16 protein-coding genes are annotated in these 17,004 nt (G+C 62.0%); 6 read left to right on the top strand and 10 right to left on the bottom strand.

What is annotated here, in order from left to right:
* Positions 1 to 72 precede the first annotated feature (72 nt).
* Positions 73 to 1,353: a carbamoyl-phosphate synthase small subunit gene (gene carA, locus SPYCA_RS09505; RefSeq protein WP_443029477.1), complete on the top strand. Its 1,281-nt coding sequence runs from the start codon at positions 73 to 75 to the stop codon at positions 1,351 to 1,353.
* Complete coding sequence (locus SPYCA_RS19030) at positions 1,353 to 1,946, top strand: hypothetical protein (RefSeq protein ID WP_146625115.1); 594 nt, start codon at positions 1,353 to 1,355, stop codon at positions 1,944 to 1,946. The genes carA and SPYCA_RS19030 overlap by 1 nt, the downstream gene beginning before the upstream one ends.
* 57 nt (positions 1,947 to 2,003) lie before the next feature.
* Here the strand turns inward: SPYCA_RS19030 and SPYCA_RS09500 are convergent, their stop codons facing one another.
* Positions 2,004 to 2,456, bottom strand: a complete 453-nt coding sequence (locus tag SPYCA_RS09500) for a PIN domain-containing protein (protein ID WP_269462450.1) — start codon at positions 2,454 to 2,456, stop codon at positions 2,004 to 2,006.
* A 2-nt stretch (positions 2,457 to 2,458) separates the two neighbouring features.
* Complete coding sequence (locus SPYCA_RS09495; protein WP_120219952.1) at positions 2,459 to 2,842, bottom strand: FitA-like ribbon-helix-helix domain-containing protein; 384 nt, start codon at positions 2,840 to 2,842, stop codon at positions 2,459 to 2,461.
* 51 nt (positions 2,843 to 2,893) lie between these two features.
* On the opposite strand from SPYCA_RS09495, the gene carB reads away from it, so the two are divergent.
* From carB to SPYCA_RS09480, 3 genes are all read left to right on the top strand, one after another.
* Positions 2,894 to 6,214 (top strand): carbamoyl-phosphate synthase large subunit, encoded by a 3,321-nt coding sequence (gene carB / locus SPYCA_RS09490; protein ID WP_120219951.1) that lies wholly within the window; start codon positions 2,894 to 2,896, stop codon positions 6,212 to 6,214.
* A 96-nt stretch (positions 6,215 to 6,310) separates the two neighbouring features.
* The gene (greA, locus tag SPYCA_RS09485; RefSeq protein ID WP_120219950.1) at positions 6,311 to 6,787 is read left to right on the top strand and encodes a transcription elongation factor GreA; all 477 of its coding nucleotides are present in this window, start codon (positions 6,311 to 6,313) and stop codon (positions 6,785 to 6,787) included.
* Between the two features lie 26 nt (positions 6,788 to 6,813).
* Positions 6,814 to 7,446, top strand: coding sequence for a rhomboid family intramembrane serine protease (locus SPYCA_RS09480; protein WP_120219949.1), 633 nt, complete (start codon positions 6,814 to 6,816; stop codon positions 7,444 to 7,446).
* 113 nt (positions 7,447 to 7,559) lie between these two features.
* Here SPYCA_RS09480 and phoB read toward each other — a convergent pair whose 3' ends face one another.
* From phoB to SPYCA_RS19025, 7 genes are all read right to left on the bottom strand, one after another.
* The gene (gene phoB, locus SPYCA_RS09475) at positions 7,560 to 8,258 is read right to left on the bottom strand and encodes a phosphate regulon transcriptional regulator PhoB (RefSeq protein WP_120219948.1); all 699 of its coding nucleotides are present in this window, start codon (positions 8,256 to 8,258) and stop codon (positions 7,560 to 7,562) included.
* Entirely contained in the window at positions 8,258 to 8,977 is a 720-nt protein-coding gene (gene phoU / locus SPYCA_RS09470; protein WP_120219947.1) for a phosphate signaling complex protein PhoU, read from the bottom strand. The genes phoB and phoU overlap by 1 nt, the downstream gene beginning before the upstream one ends.
* A 196-nt stretch (positions 8,978 to 9,173) precedes the next feature.
* A complete protein-coding gene (pstB, locus tag SPYCA_RS09465) occupies positions 9,174 to 9,956 on the bottom strand; it encodes a phosphate ABC transporter ATP-binding protein PstB (RefSeq protein ID WP_232003250.1) in 783 nt (260 codons plus the stop codon).
* 17 nt (positions 9,957 to 9,973) lie between these two features.
* Positions 9,974 to 11,230 (bottom strand): phosphate ABC transporter permease PstA, encoded by a 1,257-nt coding sequence (pstA, locus tag SPYCA_RS09460; protein ID WP_120219945.1) that lies wholly within the window; start codon positions 11,228 to 11,230, stop codon positions 9,974 to 9,976.
* Complete coding sequence (pstC, locus tag SPYCA_RS09455) at positions 11,223 to 12,599, bottom strand: phosphate ABC transporter permease subunit PstC (protein WP_120219944.1); 1,377 nt, start codon at positions 12,597 to 12,599, stop codon at positions 11,223 to 11,225. Before pstC ends, pstA begins: the two co-directional genes overlap by 8 nt.
* A gap of 281 nt (positions 12,600 to 12,880) precedes the next feature.
* Positions 12,881 to 13,942 carry a substrate-binding domain-containing protein gene (locus SPYCA_RS09450; protein ID WP_120219943.1) on the bottom strand — a complete coding sequence of 354 codons (1,062 nt, stop codon included), beginning with the start codon at positions 13,940 to 13,942 and terminating at the stop codon, positions 12,881 to 12,883.
* Positions 13,943 to 14,075: 133 nt separating this feature from the next.
* Positions 14,076 to 15,176 (bottom strand): P-loop ATPase, Sll1717 family, encoded by a 1,101-nt coding sequence (locus tag SPYCA_RS19025; RefSeq protein ID WP_443029476.1) that lies wholly within the window; start codon positions 15,174 to 15,176, stop codon positions 14,076 to 14,078.
* Between SPYCA_RS19025 and SPYCA_RS09440 the strand changes: the two genes are divergently transcribed.
* A protein-coding gene (locus tag SPYCA_RS09440; RefSeq protein ID WP_120218809.1) for an IS3-like element ISSpma3 family transposase occupies positions 15,084 to 16,255 on the top strand; the annotation gives its coding sequence in 2 pieces (ribosomal slippage) (positions 15,084 to 15,336 and positions 15,336 to 16,255; 1,173 coding nt in all). The two genes, SPYCA_RS19025 and SPYCA_RS09440, sit on opposite strands and share 93 nt — an antisense overlap.
* Positions 16,256 to 16,284: 29 nt before the next feature.
* Here SPYCA_RS09440 and SPYCA_RS19020 read toward each other — a convergent pair.
* Positions 16,285 to 16,926 (bottom strand): P-loop ATPase, Sll1717 family, encoded by a 642-nt coding sequence (locus tag SPYCA_RS19020; RefSeq protein WP_146625113.1) that lies wholly within the window; start codon positions 16,924 to 16,926, stop codon positions 16,285 to 16,287.
* Positions 16,927 to 17,004: the final 78 nt, after the last annotated feature.

The following is a 17,004-nucleotide window of genomic DNA, read 5'->3' as shown; positions in this document are numbered from 1 at the left end:
CCGATAGCTTGTGAATCACTTTTTTGCCGCCTAATTGGTCGGCCGTTTAGCCCCCCGTCCGGAGCATGTTAAATGGCACTTGCCAGCCCTTTGGCCAACCCATCAGTCGCGCCCAGAAGCCAGCCGTCCGGCGCCACCGGCGTGCTCGTCCTTGCCGACGGCACCATCCTGTGGGGCGTCGGCTATGGCGCCGGGGGTGCGGCAGTAGGCGAGATTTGTTTCAATACGTCGATGACGGGCTATCAGGAAATCCTGACCGACCCGAGCTACGCCGGGCAGATCATCACCTTCACCTTTCCGCACATCGGCAATGTCGGCGCGAACCCCGAAGATATGGAGCGCGGCGTGCATGGCGCGCTGGGGTGCATCACGCGCGAGCTGCCGACGCAGCCCAGCAATTTTCGCAGCGTCCAGACCTTGCCCGAATGGATGGCGGAACAGGGCGTCATTGGGCTGGCGGGCATCGACACGCGCGCGCTCACCCGCCGCATCCGCGATGCGGGCGCGCCGAACGGGGTGATCGCGCACAGCGCGGAGGGCAGGTTCGACATCGACGAGCTGCTGGCGCTGGCGCGGAGCTGGCCGGGGCTGGAGGGGCTGGACCTTGCGAAAGAGGTCAGCCGTACGGATACGGCGGCGTGGGATGCGGGAACGTGGGTGCTGGGGCAGGGCTATCAGTCCCCCTCCCGCTTGCGGGAGGGGCTAGGGGAGGGCATGTCGCCATCCTCGACCGAAACAGGCCCTCCCCCGACCCCTCCCGCAAGCGGGAAGGGAGATGATCGCCCCCACGTCGTCGCGATCGATTATGGCGCGAAGGACAATATCTTCCGCAATCTGGTGAAGGCCGGCGCGCGCGTCACCGTGGTGCCCGCGACCGCGACCCTCGACGAAGTGCTGGCGCTGGAGCCCGCGGGCGTGTTCCTCTCGAACGGCCCCGGCGACCCCGCCGCGACGGGCGACTATGCGGTGCCGGTGATCCGGGGGCTGCTCGACCGCAACGTCCCGATCTTCGGCATCTGCCTCGGCCACCAGCTGCTCGCGCTCGCCGCGGGGGCGAAAACCGTGAAGATGCACCAGGGGCACCGCGGCGCGAACCATCCGGTCCAGCGCGTCGGCGGCGATTTCGCCGACGGCGTGGTCGAAATCACCAGCATGAACCACGGCTTCGCGGTTGATGCGGCGACCTTGCCCGCGGGCGTCGTTGAGACGCACAAGAGCCTGTTCGACGGATCGAACTGCGGCATCGCGATCACGGGGAAGAATGCGTTTAGCGTGCAGTACCATCCCGAGGCGAGCCCGGGGCCGCAGGACAGCTTCTATCTGTTCGAGAAGTTTGTGGGTGGGCTTCGTTAATGGCGCAAGAGATTACTCAAAACTCCATTCAAGATTCAGTATTGTCTGCTTTCTTTGACGAAGCGAATTCGTCAGGACAATGGCTGAACTATGAGGAGATTGCAGAGGCTCTAGCCCTTCCTAATGCAAGAGTTCGCATGGCGGTGCAGCGATTGGCGAATGATGAATGTCTAGAAGGGCAATATCATCGTAACCCGCCGGTTTATATAATCACCGAAAAAGGTTACAGGCTGATTGAGGAGCAGAGGCTTGCTCCAGGCCATAGCGCAAATGTTCCGGTTCCTGCATCTGATCGCATTGTTAATCTAAATCACAATCAGCAGGCTGCGCTAGATGGTGTATCGACGGAATTAATCAGTGAGCTCCAACGGGTTAACGCCGTAGATGGCGACGAGCCTCTCCGTCAGCGCTTTTTGGCGCAATTGGCCGCCGCCAGAGAGTTGGTTCGCTCGGAATCTATTCGTGCATATCTGTTCTACCAACTGGTCGTTGAAGTGCTTTCAAGACTAATTTCAACTTATGGAAAAACTGCCTTGGGCATGGCGGCTGCGAAACTGCTCGAACTCTACATTGAATATTTAGTCAAAGGCTAGAAATGCCCAAAAGAACCGACATCCAATCCATCCTCGTCATCGGCGCGGACCCGATCGTTATCGGTCGGGCATTTGCGACGGATGCTGTGGGTTCTGCTGCGGTTCATTTTCCCACGGGTCGATCACGGGCACCCCGGTCCATGCGAAATCCTTCACATTGCGGGTCGCGAGCGATGCGCCGCGTGCCAGCGCCTGCGCGGCCAGTTGCAGGTCGATTATTTGCGGATCGCGGGCGTTGGCTTCCTTGCTGGCCGCAAGGCGGCCATAGGCACGGGCATCCTCCGCATCGAAATGCCACACATGGCTCCAATAGCGCTCCTCCAGCCCGCGCAGCCACAGCGTCAGGTGGGGGCGCTTCCGCGCCGCTTTGGGCAGCTCGATGCCATATTGAATTTCGGCCATCACCAGCGTGGACAGCGCCAGCTGGTGATCGTTCGCCTCCAGCCATGCGAGAACGGTTGGATCGCCGTCGGGCTTTGCCAACTCGCTCCACACATTGGTATCGACCAAAATCAAAAGTCGGGCGCTTCACGCTTGGTGTTGAGCCGCGGGGGCAGGTCGAGGCCGACGCCATTCGCGAGTCGGCGCAATTCGGCCAGCGCGTCCTTTGCCGACATAAAGCGGATATCGGCATATTTCCCGCGGTCGAACACGCCTTCGCCTGCACCGTCGGCCTTTCGGATCAGCTCGTGCACCCATTCCTCCCTTGTCGGCTCGCGCCGGAAATTGCGGCGGGCATCGTTAACGCTGCTCGGAGGCGATGCGCTCTCGCCGAAATCGGCCTCAATCACGAGTTGCCGCAAATGTTCTTCCATCGAGCGCCCGTGCGCAGCCGCGATTTGCCGAAAACGGTGTTTGGCATCGTCGGGAATGTTCCGGACCGTCAGCGTCGCCATGCGATGTCTCCAATGCAATCAATGTATGCAATGAAAGCATAGAAGTCAATCATGCCCAAAAGAACCGACATAAAATCCATCCTCGTCATCGGCGCCGGCCCGATCGTTATCGGTCAGGCGTGCGAGTTCGACTATTCGGGGACGCAGGCGATCAAGGCGCTCAAGGAGGAGGGCTATCGCATCGTCCTCGTCAACTCCAACCCGGCGACGATCATGACCGATCCCGACCTCGCCGACGCCACTTATGTCGAGCCGATCACGCCCGAGATCGTCGCGAAGATCATCGCGAAGGAGCGCCCCGATGCGGTGCTCCCAACGATGGGCGGGCAGACCGCGCTCAACACCGCGCTGGCGCTGTTCAACGACGGGACGCTCGCGAAATATGGCGTCGAGATGATCGGCGCCGATGCCGAGGCGATCGACAAGGCCGAGGACCGGCAGAAGTTCCGCGACGCGATGGACAGGATCGGGCTGGAAAGCGCGCGCAGCGGCGTCGCGCACACGCTGGACGAGGCGTTCGCGGTGCTCGAACGCACCGGGCTGCCCGCGATCATCCGCCCGTCTTTCACGCTCGGCGGCACCGGCGGCGGGATCGCGTATAATCGCGAGGAGTTCGAGCATATCGTCCGCGGCGGGCTGATCGCGTCGCCGACCACCGAAGTCCTGATCGAGGAATCGCTCCTCGGCTGGAAAGAATATGAGATGGAGGTGGTGCGCGACCGCAAGGACAATTGCATCATCATCTGCTCGATCGAGAATGTCGATCCGATGGGCGTGCATACCGGCGATTCCATCACCGTCGCCCCCGCGCTGACGCTGACCGACAAGGAATATCAGATCATGCGGAGCGCCAGCATCGCGGTGCTGCGCGAGATCGGGGTCGAGACGGGCGGGTCGAACGTCCAGTTCGCGGTCAATCCCAAGGACGGCCGCCTGATCGTGATCGAGATGAACCCGCGCGTGTCGCGCTCGTCGGCATTGGCGTCGAAGGCGACGGGTTTCCCGATCGCCAAGGTCGCGGCGAAGCTCGCGGTCGGCTACACGCTCGACGAGATCATGAACGACATCACCGGGGTCACCCCGGCGTCGTTCGAGCCGACGATCGATTATGTCGTCACCAAGATCCCGCGCTTTGCGTTTGAAAAGTTCAAGGGCGCCGAAGCGACGCTGTCGACCGCGATGAAATCGGTCGGCGAAGTGATGGCGATCGGGCGGACGATCCACGAGTCCCTGCAGAAGGCGCTGCGCGGCCTCGAAACGGGGCTGTCGGGCTTCAATTTCGTCGACCGGCTCGTCGGCGCGAGCCATGAGCAGCTGCGCAACGAGCTGGCGCAGCGGACCCCCGACCGGCTGCTCAACACCGCCCAGGCGATCCGCGAGGGGCTGCCGCTCGAAGAGATCAACCGCGTCGCGGGTTACGACATGTGGTTCCTCGAGCGCATCGCCGAGATCGTCGCGGCCGAGCGCGAGGTGTGCGAAAACGGCCTGCCGCGCGATGCCGCAGGGCTGCGCAAGCTGAAAGCCATGGGCTTCTCCGACAAGCGCCTTGCCTATCTGGCGCTCCAGTCGGCGAACCTTCAACCCGGCACGCGCCGCGCGACCGCGCGCGGCAGCGGGCTGATCCACGAAGCGGTGAAGGCGATGACCGGCGGGGTGACCGAGGCCGAGGTACGCGCGCTGCGCCACAAGCTCGGCGTGCGCCCGGTGTTCAAGACGATCGACACCTGCGCCGCGGAGTTTCAGGCCAAGACGCCCTATCTCTATTCGACCTATGAAGTGCCGACCTTCGGTGAACCCGAATGCGAGGCGAACCCCTCGTCCGCCAGGAAGGTCGTGATCCTGGGCGGCGGCCCGAACCGGATCGGGCAGGGGATCGAGTTCGACTATTGCTGCTGCCACGCCTGCTTCGCATTGGAAGAGGCGGGCTATGAAACCATCATGGTCAACTGCAATCCCGAAACCGTGTCTACCGACTATGACACGTCGGACCGCCTCTATTTCGAGCCGCTGACCGCGGAGGATGTGCTGGAAATCCTGCACGTCGAAATGTCGCGGGGCACGCTGGCGGGCGTGATCGTCCAGTTCGGCGGGCAGACGCCGCTCAAGCTGGCGCAGGCGCTGGCAGAGGCCGGCATTCCGATCCTCGGCACGTCGCCCGATGCGATCGACCTCGCCGAAGACCGCGAGCGTTTCGCGGCGCTCGTCAACCGGCTCGGCCTCAAGCAGCCTGCAAATGGCATTGCGCGCAGCCGCGAGGAAGCCGTCGCGGTCGCCGCGCGCATCGGTTATCCGGTGCTGACGCGCCCCTCCTATGTGCTCGGCGGCCGCGCGATGGAGATCGTCGACGATTCCGCGCAGCTCGAACATTATATCGAGACCGCGGTGCAGGTGTCGGGGGATTCGCCGGTGCTGATCGACCGCTATCTGCGCGACGCGATCGAGGTCGACGTCGATGCGCTCTGCGACGGCACCGACGTGGTTGTCGCGGGCGTGCTCCAGCATATCGAGGAAGCCGGGGTCCATTCGGGCGACAGCGCCTGCTCGATCCCGCCCTACAGCCTGCCCGCCGATATTATCGCCGAGATCGAGCGGCAGACCGACGCGCTCGCGCGCGCGCTGCAAGTGCGCGGGCTGATGAACATCCAGTTCGCCGTGCAGGGCGGCGAGGTCTATCTGATCGAGGTCAACCCGCGCGCGAGCCGCACGGTGCCTTTCGTCGCCAAGGCGGTGGGCTCGCCGATCGCCAAGATCGCCGCGCGCGTGATGGCGGGCGAAAAGCTCGCCGACCTGCCGCGGATCAACCGCGACATCAAGCATGTCGCCGTCAAGGAAGCGGTGTTTCCTTTCGCGCGCTTCCCCGGCACCGATCCGGTGCTGTCGCCCGAGATGAAGTCCACCGGCGAAGTCATGGGAATCGATCGTGATTTCAACCTGGCCTTTGCCAAGGCGCAGCTCGGCGCGGGCGACCGCCTGCCGACCGACGGCCGCCTCTTCGTGTCGGTGAAGGACAGCGACAAGCCGCGCATCGTCGGCGCGGTCAAACAGCTTCGCGCCTGGGGGTGGAAGGTGATCGCGACCGGCGGCACCGCCGACTATCTGGCGGGCGAGGGAATCGACGTCGAGCGCGTGAACAAGGTCGCCGAAGGCCGCCCGCACATCGTCGACCGGATCAAGGATGGCGATGTGCAGCTGATCTTCAACACCACCGAAGGCTGGCAGAGCTTGCAGGATTCGCAATCGATCCGCGCTTCGGCGCTTGCCGCCGACATCGCCTATTACACCACGGCTGCCGCCAGTGATGCCGCGACGCAGGCGATCGGGGCGCTGCGCGCGCACTCCCTTGAAGTAAAGCCGCTTCAGGACTATTATTGAACCACCGCTCCACCTCCCCACATCGACGGAAACAGCGGCTCAGCCGCCCGGCGCGCAACCGCCGGGGCAGGATTATTGACGAAGGACAACAGGATAATGGCAAGCGTTGAAAAGGTTCCGATGCTGGCAGAAGGCTATGAAAAGCTGACCGCGCAACTCGCGGCGCTGAAAGCCGAGCGACCGTTGATCGTCGATGCGATCGAGGAAGCGCGCGCGCATGGCGACCTTTCGGAAAATGCCGAATATCATGCCGCCAAGGAGCGCCAGGGCCAGGTCGAAGCGACGATCGGCGACCTCGAGGACAAGCTTTCGCGCGCGCAGGTGATCGACCCGACGACGCTGTCGGGCGACCGCATCGTGTTCGGCGCGACCGTCACCCTTGCCGACGAGGACGACAAGCCGGTCAAATATCAGATCGTCGGGCAGGCCGAAGCCGACGCGAAGGCGGGCAAGATCAGCTATAATTCGCCGCTCGGCCGCGCGCTGATCGGGCGCCGCGTCGACGACGAGGTCGAAGTGACCGTGCCGTCGGGCGACAAATATTATCTGGTGACCAAGATCGAGTTCATCTGACGCGCGGCCGGGGTCGGATCGGGTCGATGAAACGCGATGCGCCGCTGGTCACGGGCTATGCGCTGGCCTGCGTCATCCTTTTCGTCCTGCTCTGGATCACCGGATTCCAGATCGACGCGATCGTGCGCGCGGGCTTCATTCCCGCGCGCCTCGACGGCGAGCTGATCGTGCCGCCGGGGACGCTGGTTCCCTTTGTTCTCACGCCGCTGACGTCGGCATTCCTGCACGGCGGGGTGCTGCACATCGCCTTCAACATGGTCGTGCTGCTGTTCATCGGCCGCCAGCTGGAAGCGCCACTGGGGGCCAGGGCGATGGCGGTGCTGCTGGTGGCGGGCGCCTATGGCGGCGCGCTCGCCCAATATCTCGCCGATCCCGCCTCGGCCGCGCCGATGATCGGCGCGAGCGGCGCGATTTCGGCGCTGATTGCGGTGTTCGCATTGATCTTCAGCCGCAGCCAGGCGCCCGCGATCGGACCGATTCCCGGCCATTGGGTGCGCGCGCTCTGGCTCGCGGCGGCGTGGATCGGCGTGCAGATACTCCTCGGCTTCGCGGGCGGGGCCGGGTTCGGCGCCATTGCGATCTGGGCGCATGTCGGGGGTTTCCTCGCGGGACTGTTCCTCGCGCGGCCGCTGCTGCGCTGGCGTTTCGGCGCGCGGTAGGGGCGACGGCGGAACGAAGCGCGGCTTCGGGAAGCAAGCTGTCATCATCCGCGCCGCCGCGTTCCGGGGAGGCGCCGAACGTCCCCTGCGGTGCCCCAACCCGGGCGTGTCCCTCAGATGCTCTTCCCCGCATCCAGCGCATAGCCCGCCGATCGCACGGTGCGGATGATGTCCGCGGTGCCGGGCAGGTTGATCGCCTTGCGCAGCCGCCGGATATGGACGTCGACGGTACGCAGTTCGATGTCGCTGTCCTGGCCCCACACGCTGTCGAGCAATTGCCCGCGCGAAAAGACGCGGCCGGGATGTTCCATGAAATGCCTCAGCAGCCGGAACTCGGTCGGTCCCATCGCGACGACCTGGCCGCCGCGCACGACCTTGTGCGCAACCGAATCCAGTTCGATGTCGGCATAGCTCAGCATTTCGCCCGCGAGCGCGGGGCGCAGGCGGCGGAGCACCGCCGATACGCGCGCGACCAGTTCGCGCGGGCTGAACGGTTTGGTGACATAATCGTCGGCGCCGGTTTCGAGGCCGCGGATGCGGTCCTCTTCCTCGCCGCGCGCGGTCAGCATGATGATCGGCACGTTCGCCGATTTGGGGTTGCGGCGCAGGCGGCGGCACACTTCGATGCCGGGCAGGCTTTCGATCATCCAGTCGAGCAGGACGATGTCGGGGACGCGCTCCTCGACCAGCACCAGCGCCTGTTCGCCGTCGGGCGTCTGCCGGACCGAAAAACCCTCGCGTGCGAAATGCCAGACGATGAGCTCGGCGATCGCCTCGTCATCCTCGATCAGCAGCAGGTCGGGCTGCGGCATCAGCCTTGCTCCCGCTCCGCGGCGCCATCTTCGGGTTGTTCGCCGCGCTCGCGCTCCTCCATATGTTCGCCGGTCACGACATAATAGACCATCTCGGCGATGTTGGTCGCATGGTCGCCCATGCGCTCGAGGTTCTTGGCGACGAACAGCAGGTGCGCGCTTTCCGAAATATATTTCGGATTTTCCATCATGAAGGTGACGAGGGTGCGAAAGATGCTGTTGTAGAAATCGTCGACATTCTTGTCGCGGACGGTCACCCGCACCGCGAGTTCGGCGTCGCGCGCCGCAAAGCTGTCGAGCGCGTCATGCACCAGTTCGGCGACGTTCGACGACATCGACATCAGCAGCGGGATCGCCTCGATCGAGCGCGTCTGGTCCATCAGCGCGACGCGCTTGGCGATATTCTTGGCATAATCGCCGATCCGCTCGACGACCGACACGATCTTCAGCGCCGCGATCATCTCGCGCAGATCGTCGGCCATCGGGGCGCGGAGGGCAATGGTCTGGACCGCCAGCTGCTCGACCTCGGCTTCCAGCGCGTCGATCTTCCTGTCGTCGCGCACCACCTGCGCGGCAAGGTCGAGGTCGCCCTGTTTCAGCGCGGTCATCGCCTGGAGCAGCGCCTGTTCGGCGCGACCGCCCATCTCGCTGATCAGCCCGCGCAGGCGGTTGAGGTCTTCGTCGAAGGCTTTGACCGTATGATCGTTCGTTAATGCCATCCTACTTGTCCTATCCTGGCGGCTGCCCTGAAATCGGGAGCCCAGCTTTTGTCTAACCCGTCATGCTGAACTTGTTTCAGCATCCATGACCGGCCCTCTCCACCTGCGCCGCGCTGATGGATAGCGCAGGCCGTGGATGCTGAAACAAGTTCAGCATGACGAAGGAAGTGGGAGCGCCGCATTTTCGTGAAAATCTCTACCCATAGCGACCCGTGATATAATCCTTGGTCCGTTCCTGCTTCGGGTTGGTGAAGATGTCGGTGGTCTTGCCATATTCGACCAATGTCCCGAGGTGGAAAAAGGCGGTGCGCTGCGACACGCGGGCCGCTTGCTGCATGTTATGCGTGACGATCACGATCGCATATTTGCCGCGCAGTTCGTGGATCAGCTCCTCGATCTTCGCGGTGGCGATCGGGTCGAGCGCCGAGCAGGGCTCGTCCATCAGGATGACTTCGGGGTCGACCGCGATCGCGCGCGCGATGCACAGGCGCTGCTGCTGGCCGCCGGATAATGCGGTTCCGCTTTCGCTGAGCCGGTCCTTGACCTCTTCCCACAGGCCGGCGCGGACCAGCGCGCGTTCGACGATCATGTCAAGGTCGGCCTTCGACGGCGCCAGGCCGTGGATGCGCGGGCCATAGGCGACATTGTCATAGATCGACTTGGGAAAGGGATTGGGCTTCTGGAACACCATGCCGACGCGCGCGCGCAGCTGCACGACGTCCATCGACGGCGCATAAATGTCCTCGCCATCGAGCAGGATGGTGCCCGTCACCCGCGCGCTCGCCACCGTGTCGTTCATGCGATTGAGCGAGCGCAGAAAGGTCGACTTGCCGCACCCCGACGGGCCGATAAAGGCGGTGACCAGGTCGGTGCCGACGTCGATCGACACATCGTTGATCGCCTGTTTCTCGCCGTAAAAGACGTTGACGCCCTGCGCCCGCATCTTGGGATCGGCGATGGTAAGATCGTCGTTTGTCATGGTTGAGGGGGTCATGGTCACCAGCGTTTTTCGAATTTGTTGCGAAGATAGATCGCAAAGGCGTTCATCGACAGCAGCACGATAAGCAGCACGATGATCGCGGCGGAGGTTTTCTCGACAAAGCCCCGGTCGACTTCGTCCGACCAGAGGAAAATCTGCATCGGCAGCACGGTCGAGGGCGAGCAGATGCCCCCCGGCACGTCGCCGATGAAGGCGCGCATCCCGACGAGCAGCAGCGGCGCCGTTTCGCCCAGCGCGCGCGCCATGCCGATGATCGTGCCGGTCAGGATGCCGGGCAGCGCGAGCGGCAGGACGTGGTGGAACACCACCTGCACCGGGCTGGCGCCCACGCCCAGCGCCGCGTCGCGGATCGACGGCGGCACCGACTTGATCGCGTTGCGGCTGGCGATCACGATCACCGGCATCGTCATCAGCGCGAGCGTCAGCCCGCCGACGAGCGGACTCGCCTGGCAGAGGCCGAACCAGTTGATGAACACCGCCAGCGCGAGCAGGCCAAAGATGATCGAGGGCACTGCGGCGAGATTGTTGATCGACACTTCGATAAGGTCGGTCCAGCGGTTCTTCGGCGCATATTCCTCAAGGTAAAGCGCCGCGAGCACGCCGGTCGGAAAGGCGATCAGGAAGGCGATGATGATCGTCAGCACCGATCCCTTGAGCGCCCCCCAGATGCCCGCGACCGCCGGGTCGGTGGCGTCGGCGTTGCGGAAGAAGGGCCAGTGGATGCCGGTCCCCAGCTTGCCGGCCTTTTCCAGCGCCTCGACCCGCGCGCCGAGTTCGCCGCGACCGCCTTCCTTGGCGATCATGTCGACTTCGGACGAAGCTGGCAGCTCGAACACGCTCTTGCCATTGAGCAACTCGGGATCGGCCTTGATCGCGCTCCGCACCTCTTTCCACGCATTTTCGGAGATCAGCTCGGCCCCGTCGTCACCCAGCGCCTCCTCGGCGGCAAAGGCGACGATGTCGGCCAGCCCCGCGTTCGCGATCAGCTGGTCGGCATCGGGATCGTCGAGCCGCGATGCGTCGATCGTCAGCGGCATCGCCTTGAAATCGATCGGCACCGCGACATGCGTATAGGTAAAGCCGCGCGCGCCATTGCCGACCATCACGAACAACAGAAAGGCCAGGAACGCGCCCGACAGCAGCACCGCGCCCAGCCCGATCATCTTGAACCGGCGCTCGGCGGCATAGCGGCCCGCGATGCGTTTCTGCATCGCCGCGGCTTTCCAGTCGGTGGGGGCGGTGTCCCTATTCATAAGCTTCACGATACTTTTTCACGATCCGCAGCGCGGCGATGTTGAGCAGCAGGGTGACGATGAACAGCACCAGCCCCAGCGCAAAGGCGGCGAGCGTCTTGGCGCTGTCGAACTCCTGGTCGCCGGTCAGCAGCTTGACGATCTGCGCGGTCACCGTGGTGACGCTGGCAAAGGGGTTGGCGGTCATGTTCGCCGACAGGCCCGCCGCCATCACGACGATCATCGTCTCGCCGATCGCGCGGCTGACCGCGAGCAATATGCCGCCCATCACGCCGGGCAGCGCCGCGGGGATCAGCACCTGGCGGATCGTCTCGTTCGGCGTCGCGCCCAATGCCAGCGACCCGTCGCGCATCGCCTGCGGCACCGCGTTGATGCTGTCGTCGGCCATCGAGGAGACGAAGGGGATGATCATCACCCCCATCACGATCCCCGCCGCCAGCGCGCTTTCGGTCGAGGCGTTGGGAATGCCCAGCATCACCGCAAATTCGCGCAGCGCCGGCGCGACGGTCAGCGCGGCGAAATAGCCGTAAACCACCGTCGGCACGCCCGCGAGGATCTCGAGCAGGGGCTTGACCCAGCGGCGAACCGCGGGCGCGGCATATTGGGTCAGATATACCGCGGTCATCATCCCGATCGGGATCGCGACGATCATCGCGATGATCGCGCCGATCAGCACCGTGCCCCAGAACAAGGGAATGCCGCCAAAGGTACCCGGCTGCGGCGCGCCGCTCTGCGGGGCCCAGGTCGTGCCGAACAATAGCTCGGCGGGCGAGACGAGGCGGAAGAAGCGGATCGATTCGAAGAGCAGCGACAGCACGATGCCGAAGGTCGTCAGGATCGCGACGAGCGACGCGAGCAGCAGCACCAGCATGACGATCCGCTCGACCCGCGTTCGCGCGCGGAAATCGGGGCGGATGCGCGTGAACGCATAGAGCCCACCCGCCAGCGCCAGCGCCAGCATCGCCGCGATGCCGATCCACGCATATTTGCGGGATGCGTCGGCATAGGGTTTCACCAGCGGTTCGGCGGCGGGCAGGCGCACCTCGGCGGCGCGCCCCTGCGCCACGTCGCGCGCGTCGGACAGGATCGCCCCGCGCTCGAACCCGAAACTCGGCAGGCCCTGCGCCGCTTCGCTCGCCAGCACCTGATTGGTAATCAGCGCGGGCGACACCGACGACCAGACGGCGAGAAAGATCGCCGCGGGGGCGAACAGCCACAGCGCGACATACCAGCCATGATATTGCGGCCGCGAATGCAGCTTGGTCCCCGCGCGCCCCGCGAGCAGGTTCGACCGCGCGCGCCCGGCCAGCCAGCCGATCAGCGCAAGGCCCGCAATCAACAGCAAGAGGGCGGCGGCGTTGAAGGTCACTTGATCCCCGTTATCATCATGCCCGTGCCGACCCAAAGCGGGGCGGGATGGCAGTTTCGTGACTCGCGGTCCTATTTCTCACCCACATCCCCGTTCGTGTCGAGCGCTCCATTCCCCGCTCGTGTCGAGCGAAGTCGAGACACCCCTCGGGAGTGTATGCCGGATGGGCATCTCGACTTCGCTCGATGCGAACGGGATAGTGGATCGTTCTTGCCTCTCGACGAAGGGAAAAACCGGCGGCCGGACCGGGCGAACCCGCCCGGCCGCCTTGCGGGAGGAACCTATTTCAGCTCGCTGCCATCCAGCGGGGTCATCGCGGTGCCCGCGGCGCGCGCCTTGTCGGCGATGGCCTTGGGCGACACGATCAGCCCCTTGGCGTTCAGATACCCGCCGTCGGCCGCGCCCTTCAGGAACTCGGCGACATATTCGGCGAGGCCGGGGACGACGCCGACATGCGCCTTCTTCACATAGATGAAGAGGGGGCGCGAACCGGGGTAGCTGCCATCGGCGATCGCCGCGTAAGTGGGCGCGACGCCTTGGATCGGCACCGCCTTGATCTTGTCCTTGTTCGCATCGAGATAGGAAAAGCCGAATATGCCAAGGCTGGTCGGATTCTTGTCGAGCTTCGAGATGATGAGGTTATCATTCTCGCCCTGCTCGACATAATAGGGCGAACCGCGCAGCGTGGTGCAGGTCGCTTCATGTTCGTCGGCGTTGCTGGCCTTCAGCGCCTTCATTTCGGGGTTCGCGTCGCACCCGCGGCCGAGGATCAGCTCCTTGAACGCATCATAGGTGCCGCTGGTCGACGGCGGGCCGAAAACCGAGATCGCGACCGCGGGCAGCGCGGGGTTGACGTCTCTCCACGTCTTCGCGGTGTTCGGCTTGCCATAGGGGTTGGCGGCCAGCGCCTTATAGACGTCTTCTTCGGTCAGCTTGAAACCGGGGCCGCGTGTCGCTTCGCCCAGCGCGATGCCGTCGATGCCGATCTGGATTTCGACAATGTCCTTCACGCCATTGGCCTGACAGGTGTCGAATTCCTTTTTCTTGATGCGGCGCGATGCGTTCGCGATGTCGGGCGTGTCGCCGCCGACGCCGGCGCAGAACCGCTCGAAGCCGCCGCCGGTGCCGGTCGAATCGATCTTCGGCGTCTTGTTGCCCGTCGCTTCGGCAAATTGTTCGCCGACCGCGGTGGCAAAGGGATAGACGGTGGAGGAGCCGACCGCGCTGATATAATCGCGCGCGCCGCCACCCGAAGACGCCTGATCCTGGCACGCGGAAAGCGCCAGCGCGCACGTCGCGGCGCCAGCGACGCCAAGCATCTTGGGAGCGAATGTCTTGAACATGAAAAAGTCCTGTCGGGGGTCGTTACCGAACCAAGCCGCCACCCCCGCGGCGACTCGCTGAGCGCCCAATGGGGGTTTTGTGTGACGTGTTTGTGACAGGGAGTGTCATGGAAGTGTCATGTAAAAGACCACGTCACTTTTTCCCCTCAGCCCTAAAGGAGAGTTGCAGAAATTTTCTTAGAGACTCGTGAACCATGAATTTCTTGTCGTAGAGTGGATCGTAGTTATCGCGGAATATCCATCCAAAACGGATCTCCTTCTTGGCGCTTCCAACAAAATACAGATTTCCAATCGCTCCAACTCTGTACAGAGAAGTTATCATATCAAATGCTTTATACTTTGATGAAAAAGAATGAACGTTTGGATCGAATTTGGAAAGGTGATCTATTCTCTTTTGTAGTTTTGGAATATCAAACTCTGACGCGAATCCTATGAGTGTAGATTTTATCGCCGCAACTTCATCAGATGAATATTCTCCGGAAAGTTCTTCTTCAATTTCCCGCCAAGTTCTCTTAGAGAATTCTAACTGAACTTGATCAATAGATGAAAATGATATTGAGTGATCATCTGGTCTCAGATCGCGCGCCAGTGTCAACATATTAACTATATTTCTTGGCTTAAACATCGCATTATCAAGAATATACTGCTTGAACTTCCTACCAAACGCACTCCTTGGAAAATATTTTACCCAAATTTCTTCCGGATGGGTTGGTTCTTCATCGGACTCGATTTCGGACGCATTTATCTTTGCCTCGACGATGCGTAAAATGGGCTGATTTTCGTTTTCGATTGTAACGTTCCAGTTCACGCGGACACCAAAATCGTCCACGTCTCTGCTAATCTCGGGACCTACTCTGTTAACTTCGTGAAGAACCTCCGACCGAACGCAGGCTACAACCATGAGGGCCGCCGTATCCATTCCAAATGTTTGGTTGCAGCGAGATACAGCATATAACAAATCTCGAATAAGAAATAAATCTCTTGATCTTTGATCTGTTTTATTCCAAAATAATTCCAACTCATCAAACAGCAGTGCTGTTCGACGCCTGGGATAAATTTTAACTTTACCTATGTGTTGACGTGACCCCCTGATTTTCCTCCAACAGTGATTAGAGTCCGGTCTTGAAGGAAGGACGGACAGATGAAGCGTTTGAGGTTTTCGGAAGAGCAGATCATCGGGGTGTTGAAGGAAGCGGAGGCGGGCGCGAAGACCGGCGAGCTGGCGCGGCGACACGGGGTGTCGGAAGCAACGATCTACAACTGGAAGGCCAAGTATGGCGGCCTTGAGGTGTCGGAGGCGAAGCGGCTACGCTCGCTCGAGGACGAGAACGCGAAGCTGAAGCGGTTGCTTGCGGACTCGATGCTGGACAATGCGGCGCTGAAGGATCTTCTCACAAAAAAATGGTGACGCCCGCCGTTCAGCGGGAAGCGGTCGCCCATCTCCAGGCTTGCCATGGGATGAGCGAGCGGCGGGCGTGCCGTGTCACAGGCGCCGATCGGAAGAGCATGCGCTACCGGTCGCAGCGTGGCGACGATGCCGAGGTTCGGGAGAAGCTGCGCGAGTTGGCGCAGCAGCGTCGCCGGTTCGGTTATCGGCGCCTGCATATCCTGCTGCGCCGGGAGGGCGTGATGATCAACAGGAAGAAGACCCAGCGCCTGTATCGAGAGGAGGGGCTGATGGTCCGACGAAGACGCAACCGGCGCCGGGCGATCGGTGCGCGGGCGCCCGCACCGGTGCTCGCGCTGCCGAACCAGCGGTGGAGCCTCGACTTTGTGCATGATCAGATGGCGTCAGGTCGGCGGTTCCGGGTGCTCAACATCGTGGACGATGTCACGCGGGAGTGCCTGCGCGCGGTGCCCGACACGTCGATCTCCGGGCGCCGGGTCGTGCGCGAGCTCAGCGATCTGATCGAGGAGCGCGGCAGACCGGGGATGATCGTCAGCGACAATGGGACCGAGCTGACATCGAACGCGGTGCTCGCATGGTGCGGTGAGGTCGGGGTCGAGTGGCATTATATCGCGCCGGGCAAGCCGATGCAGAACGGCTATGTCGAGAGCTTCAATGGCCGGATGCGCGATGAGCTTCTGAACGAGACGCTGTTCCTCGACCTCGATCATGCCCGCACAGTGATCGCGGCCTGGGCCGAAGATTACAACCAGGCGCGGCCACACTCGGCCCTTGGATATGAGACACCGGCGGCGTTCGCCGCCGAACTGCATAAGCAATGGCCTGTGCAGCTACGCCCTTCGGGCTCCGCTGCACAGGCCATTGCTTACACTGCGCTCATGCGCAACAAAGCTGCTGGGCTCTAATCCCCGCTGGTGGAAACCAGGGGGTCACGTCAGTGTCTTTCAACAATTTCTATTATTTCTATTTCTATATTTTCATCGTTTTGGCTAACTGCTTCGATTTCGGCTCCAATTTCGCCTGAGAAGGGGCCTGCTCCAATGCCGGCTTTTGCATGGGCTTTGATTCTCTTTGTGGTTAGGTCTGACAAGAAGGAGGTGCTGGTTTCGGCGTGGATACCTAGGAGCCTTTTTAGAGATGAAAGAGTGTCTTTCCCTTCAAACACTTGGTCTTCAGAAACCTCTCTAAGAAGATTCCTATATATGTACCAGAGCCAGTTGATCTTATAATCGTATTCAACGACCGGAATGTCGTTTTGTTGTACAATCTGGAAGCCTTGACCTGCGGCAATTTTTTGCCGCTCCGGCTCAGTTATTCCAGATTTGAAAAGTATAGTTTTTGTCTTGCAGTTACTCTCATCTAAAATAGATTTCAGATATAAAAGTAATGCGGTCTTTCCGCACCCCTTTTGACCGTGAATAAAGTACTTCGCGCCGCTGGTGAGTTTGTGCATTTCAATGCCTGGCGGTATCTGAAATGAGTTTTTGAAAACGTGACTTCCAGTTCGCCCTTGCTCGAATACTTCATTCTTCGCGTCTATCTCGCCAAATTTTATGTTTTTAACGGGCATGCTCATTTGCTTTATCCAAGGCTTGCAGGCTAACGAAACGGGCGACTATTTCGATCAAATGAGCATGTAATGTGTCTTTCTCCA

Origin of the sequence: Sphingopyxis sp. FD7 (assembly GCF_003609835.1) — a bacterium.
Classification (GTDB): Bacteria; Pseudomonadota; Alphaproteobacteria; order Sphingomonadales; family Sphingomonadaceae; genus Sphingopyxis.
The sequence above is the reverse complement of the archived record's forward strand: the minus strand, read 5'-3'. Positions and strand labels throughout refer to the sequence as shown.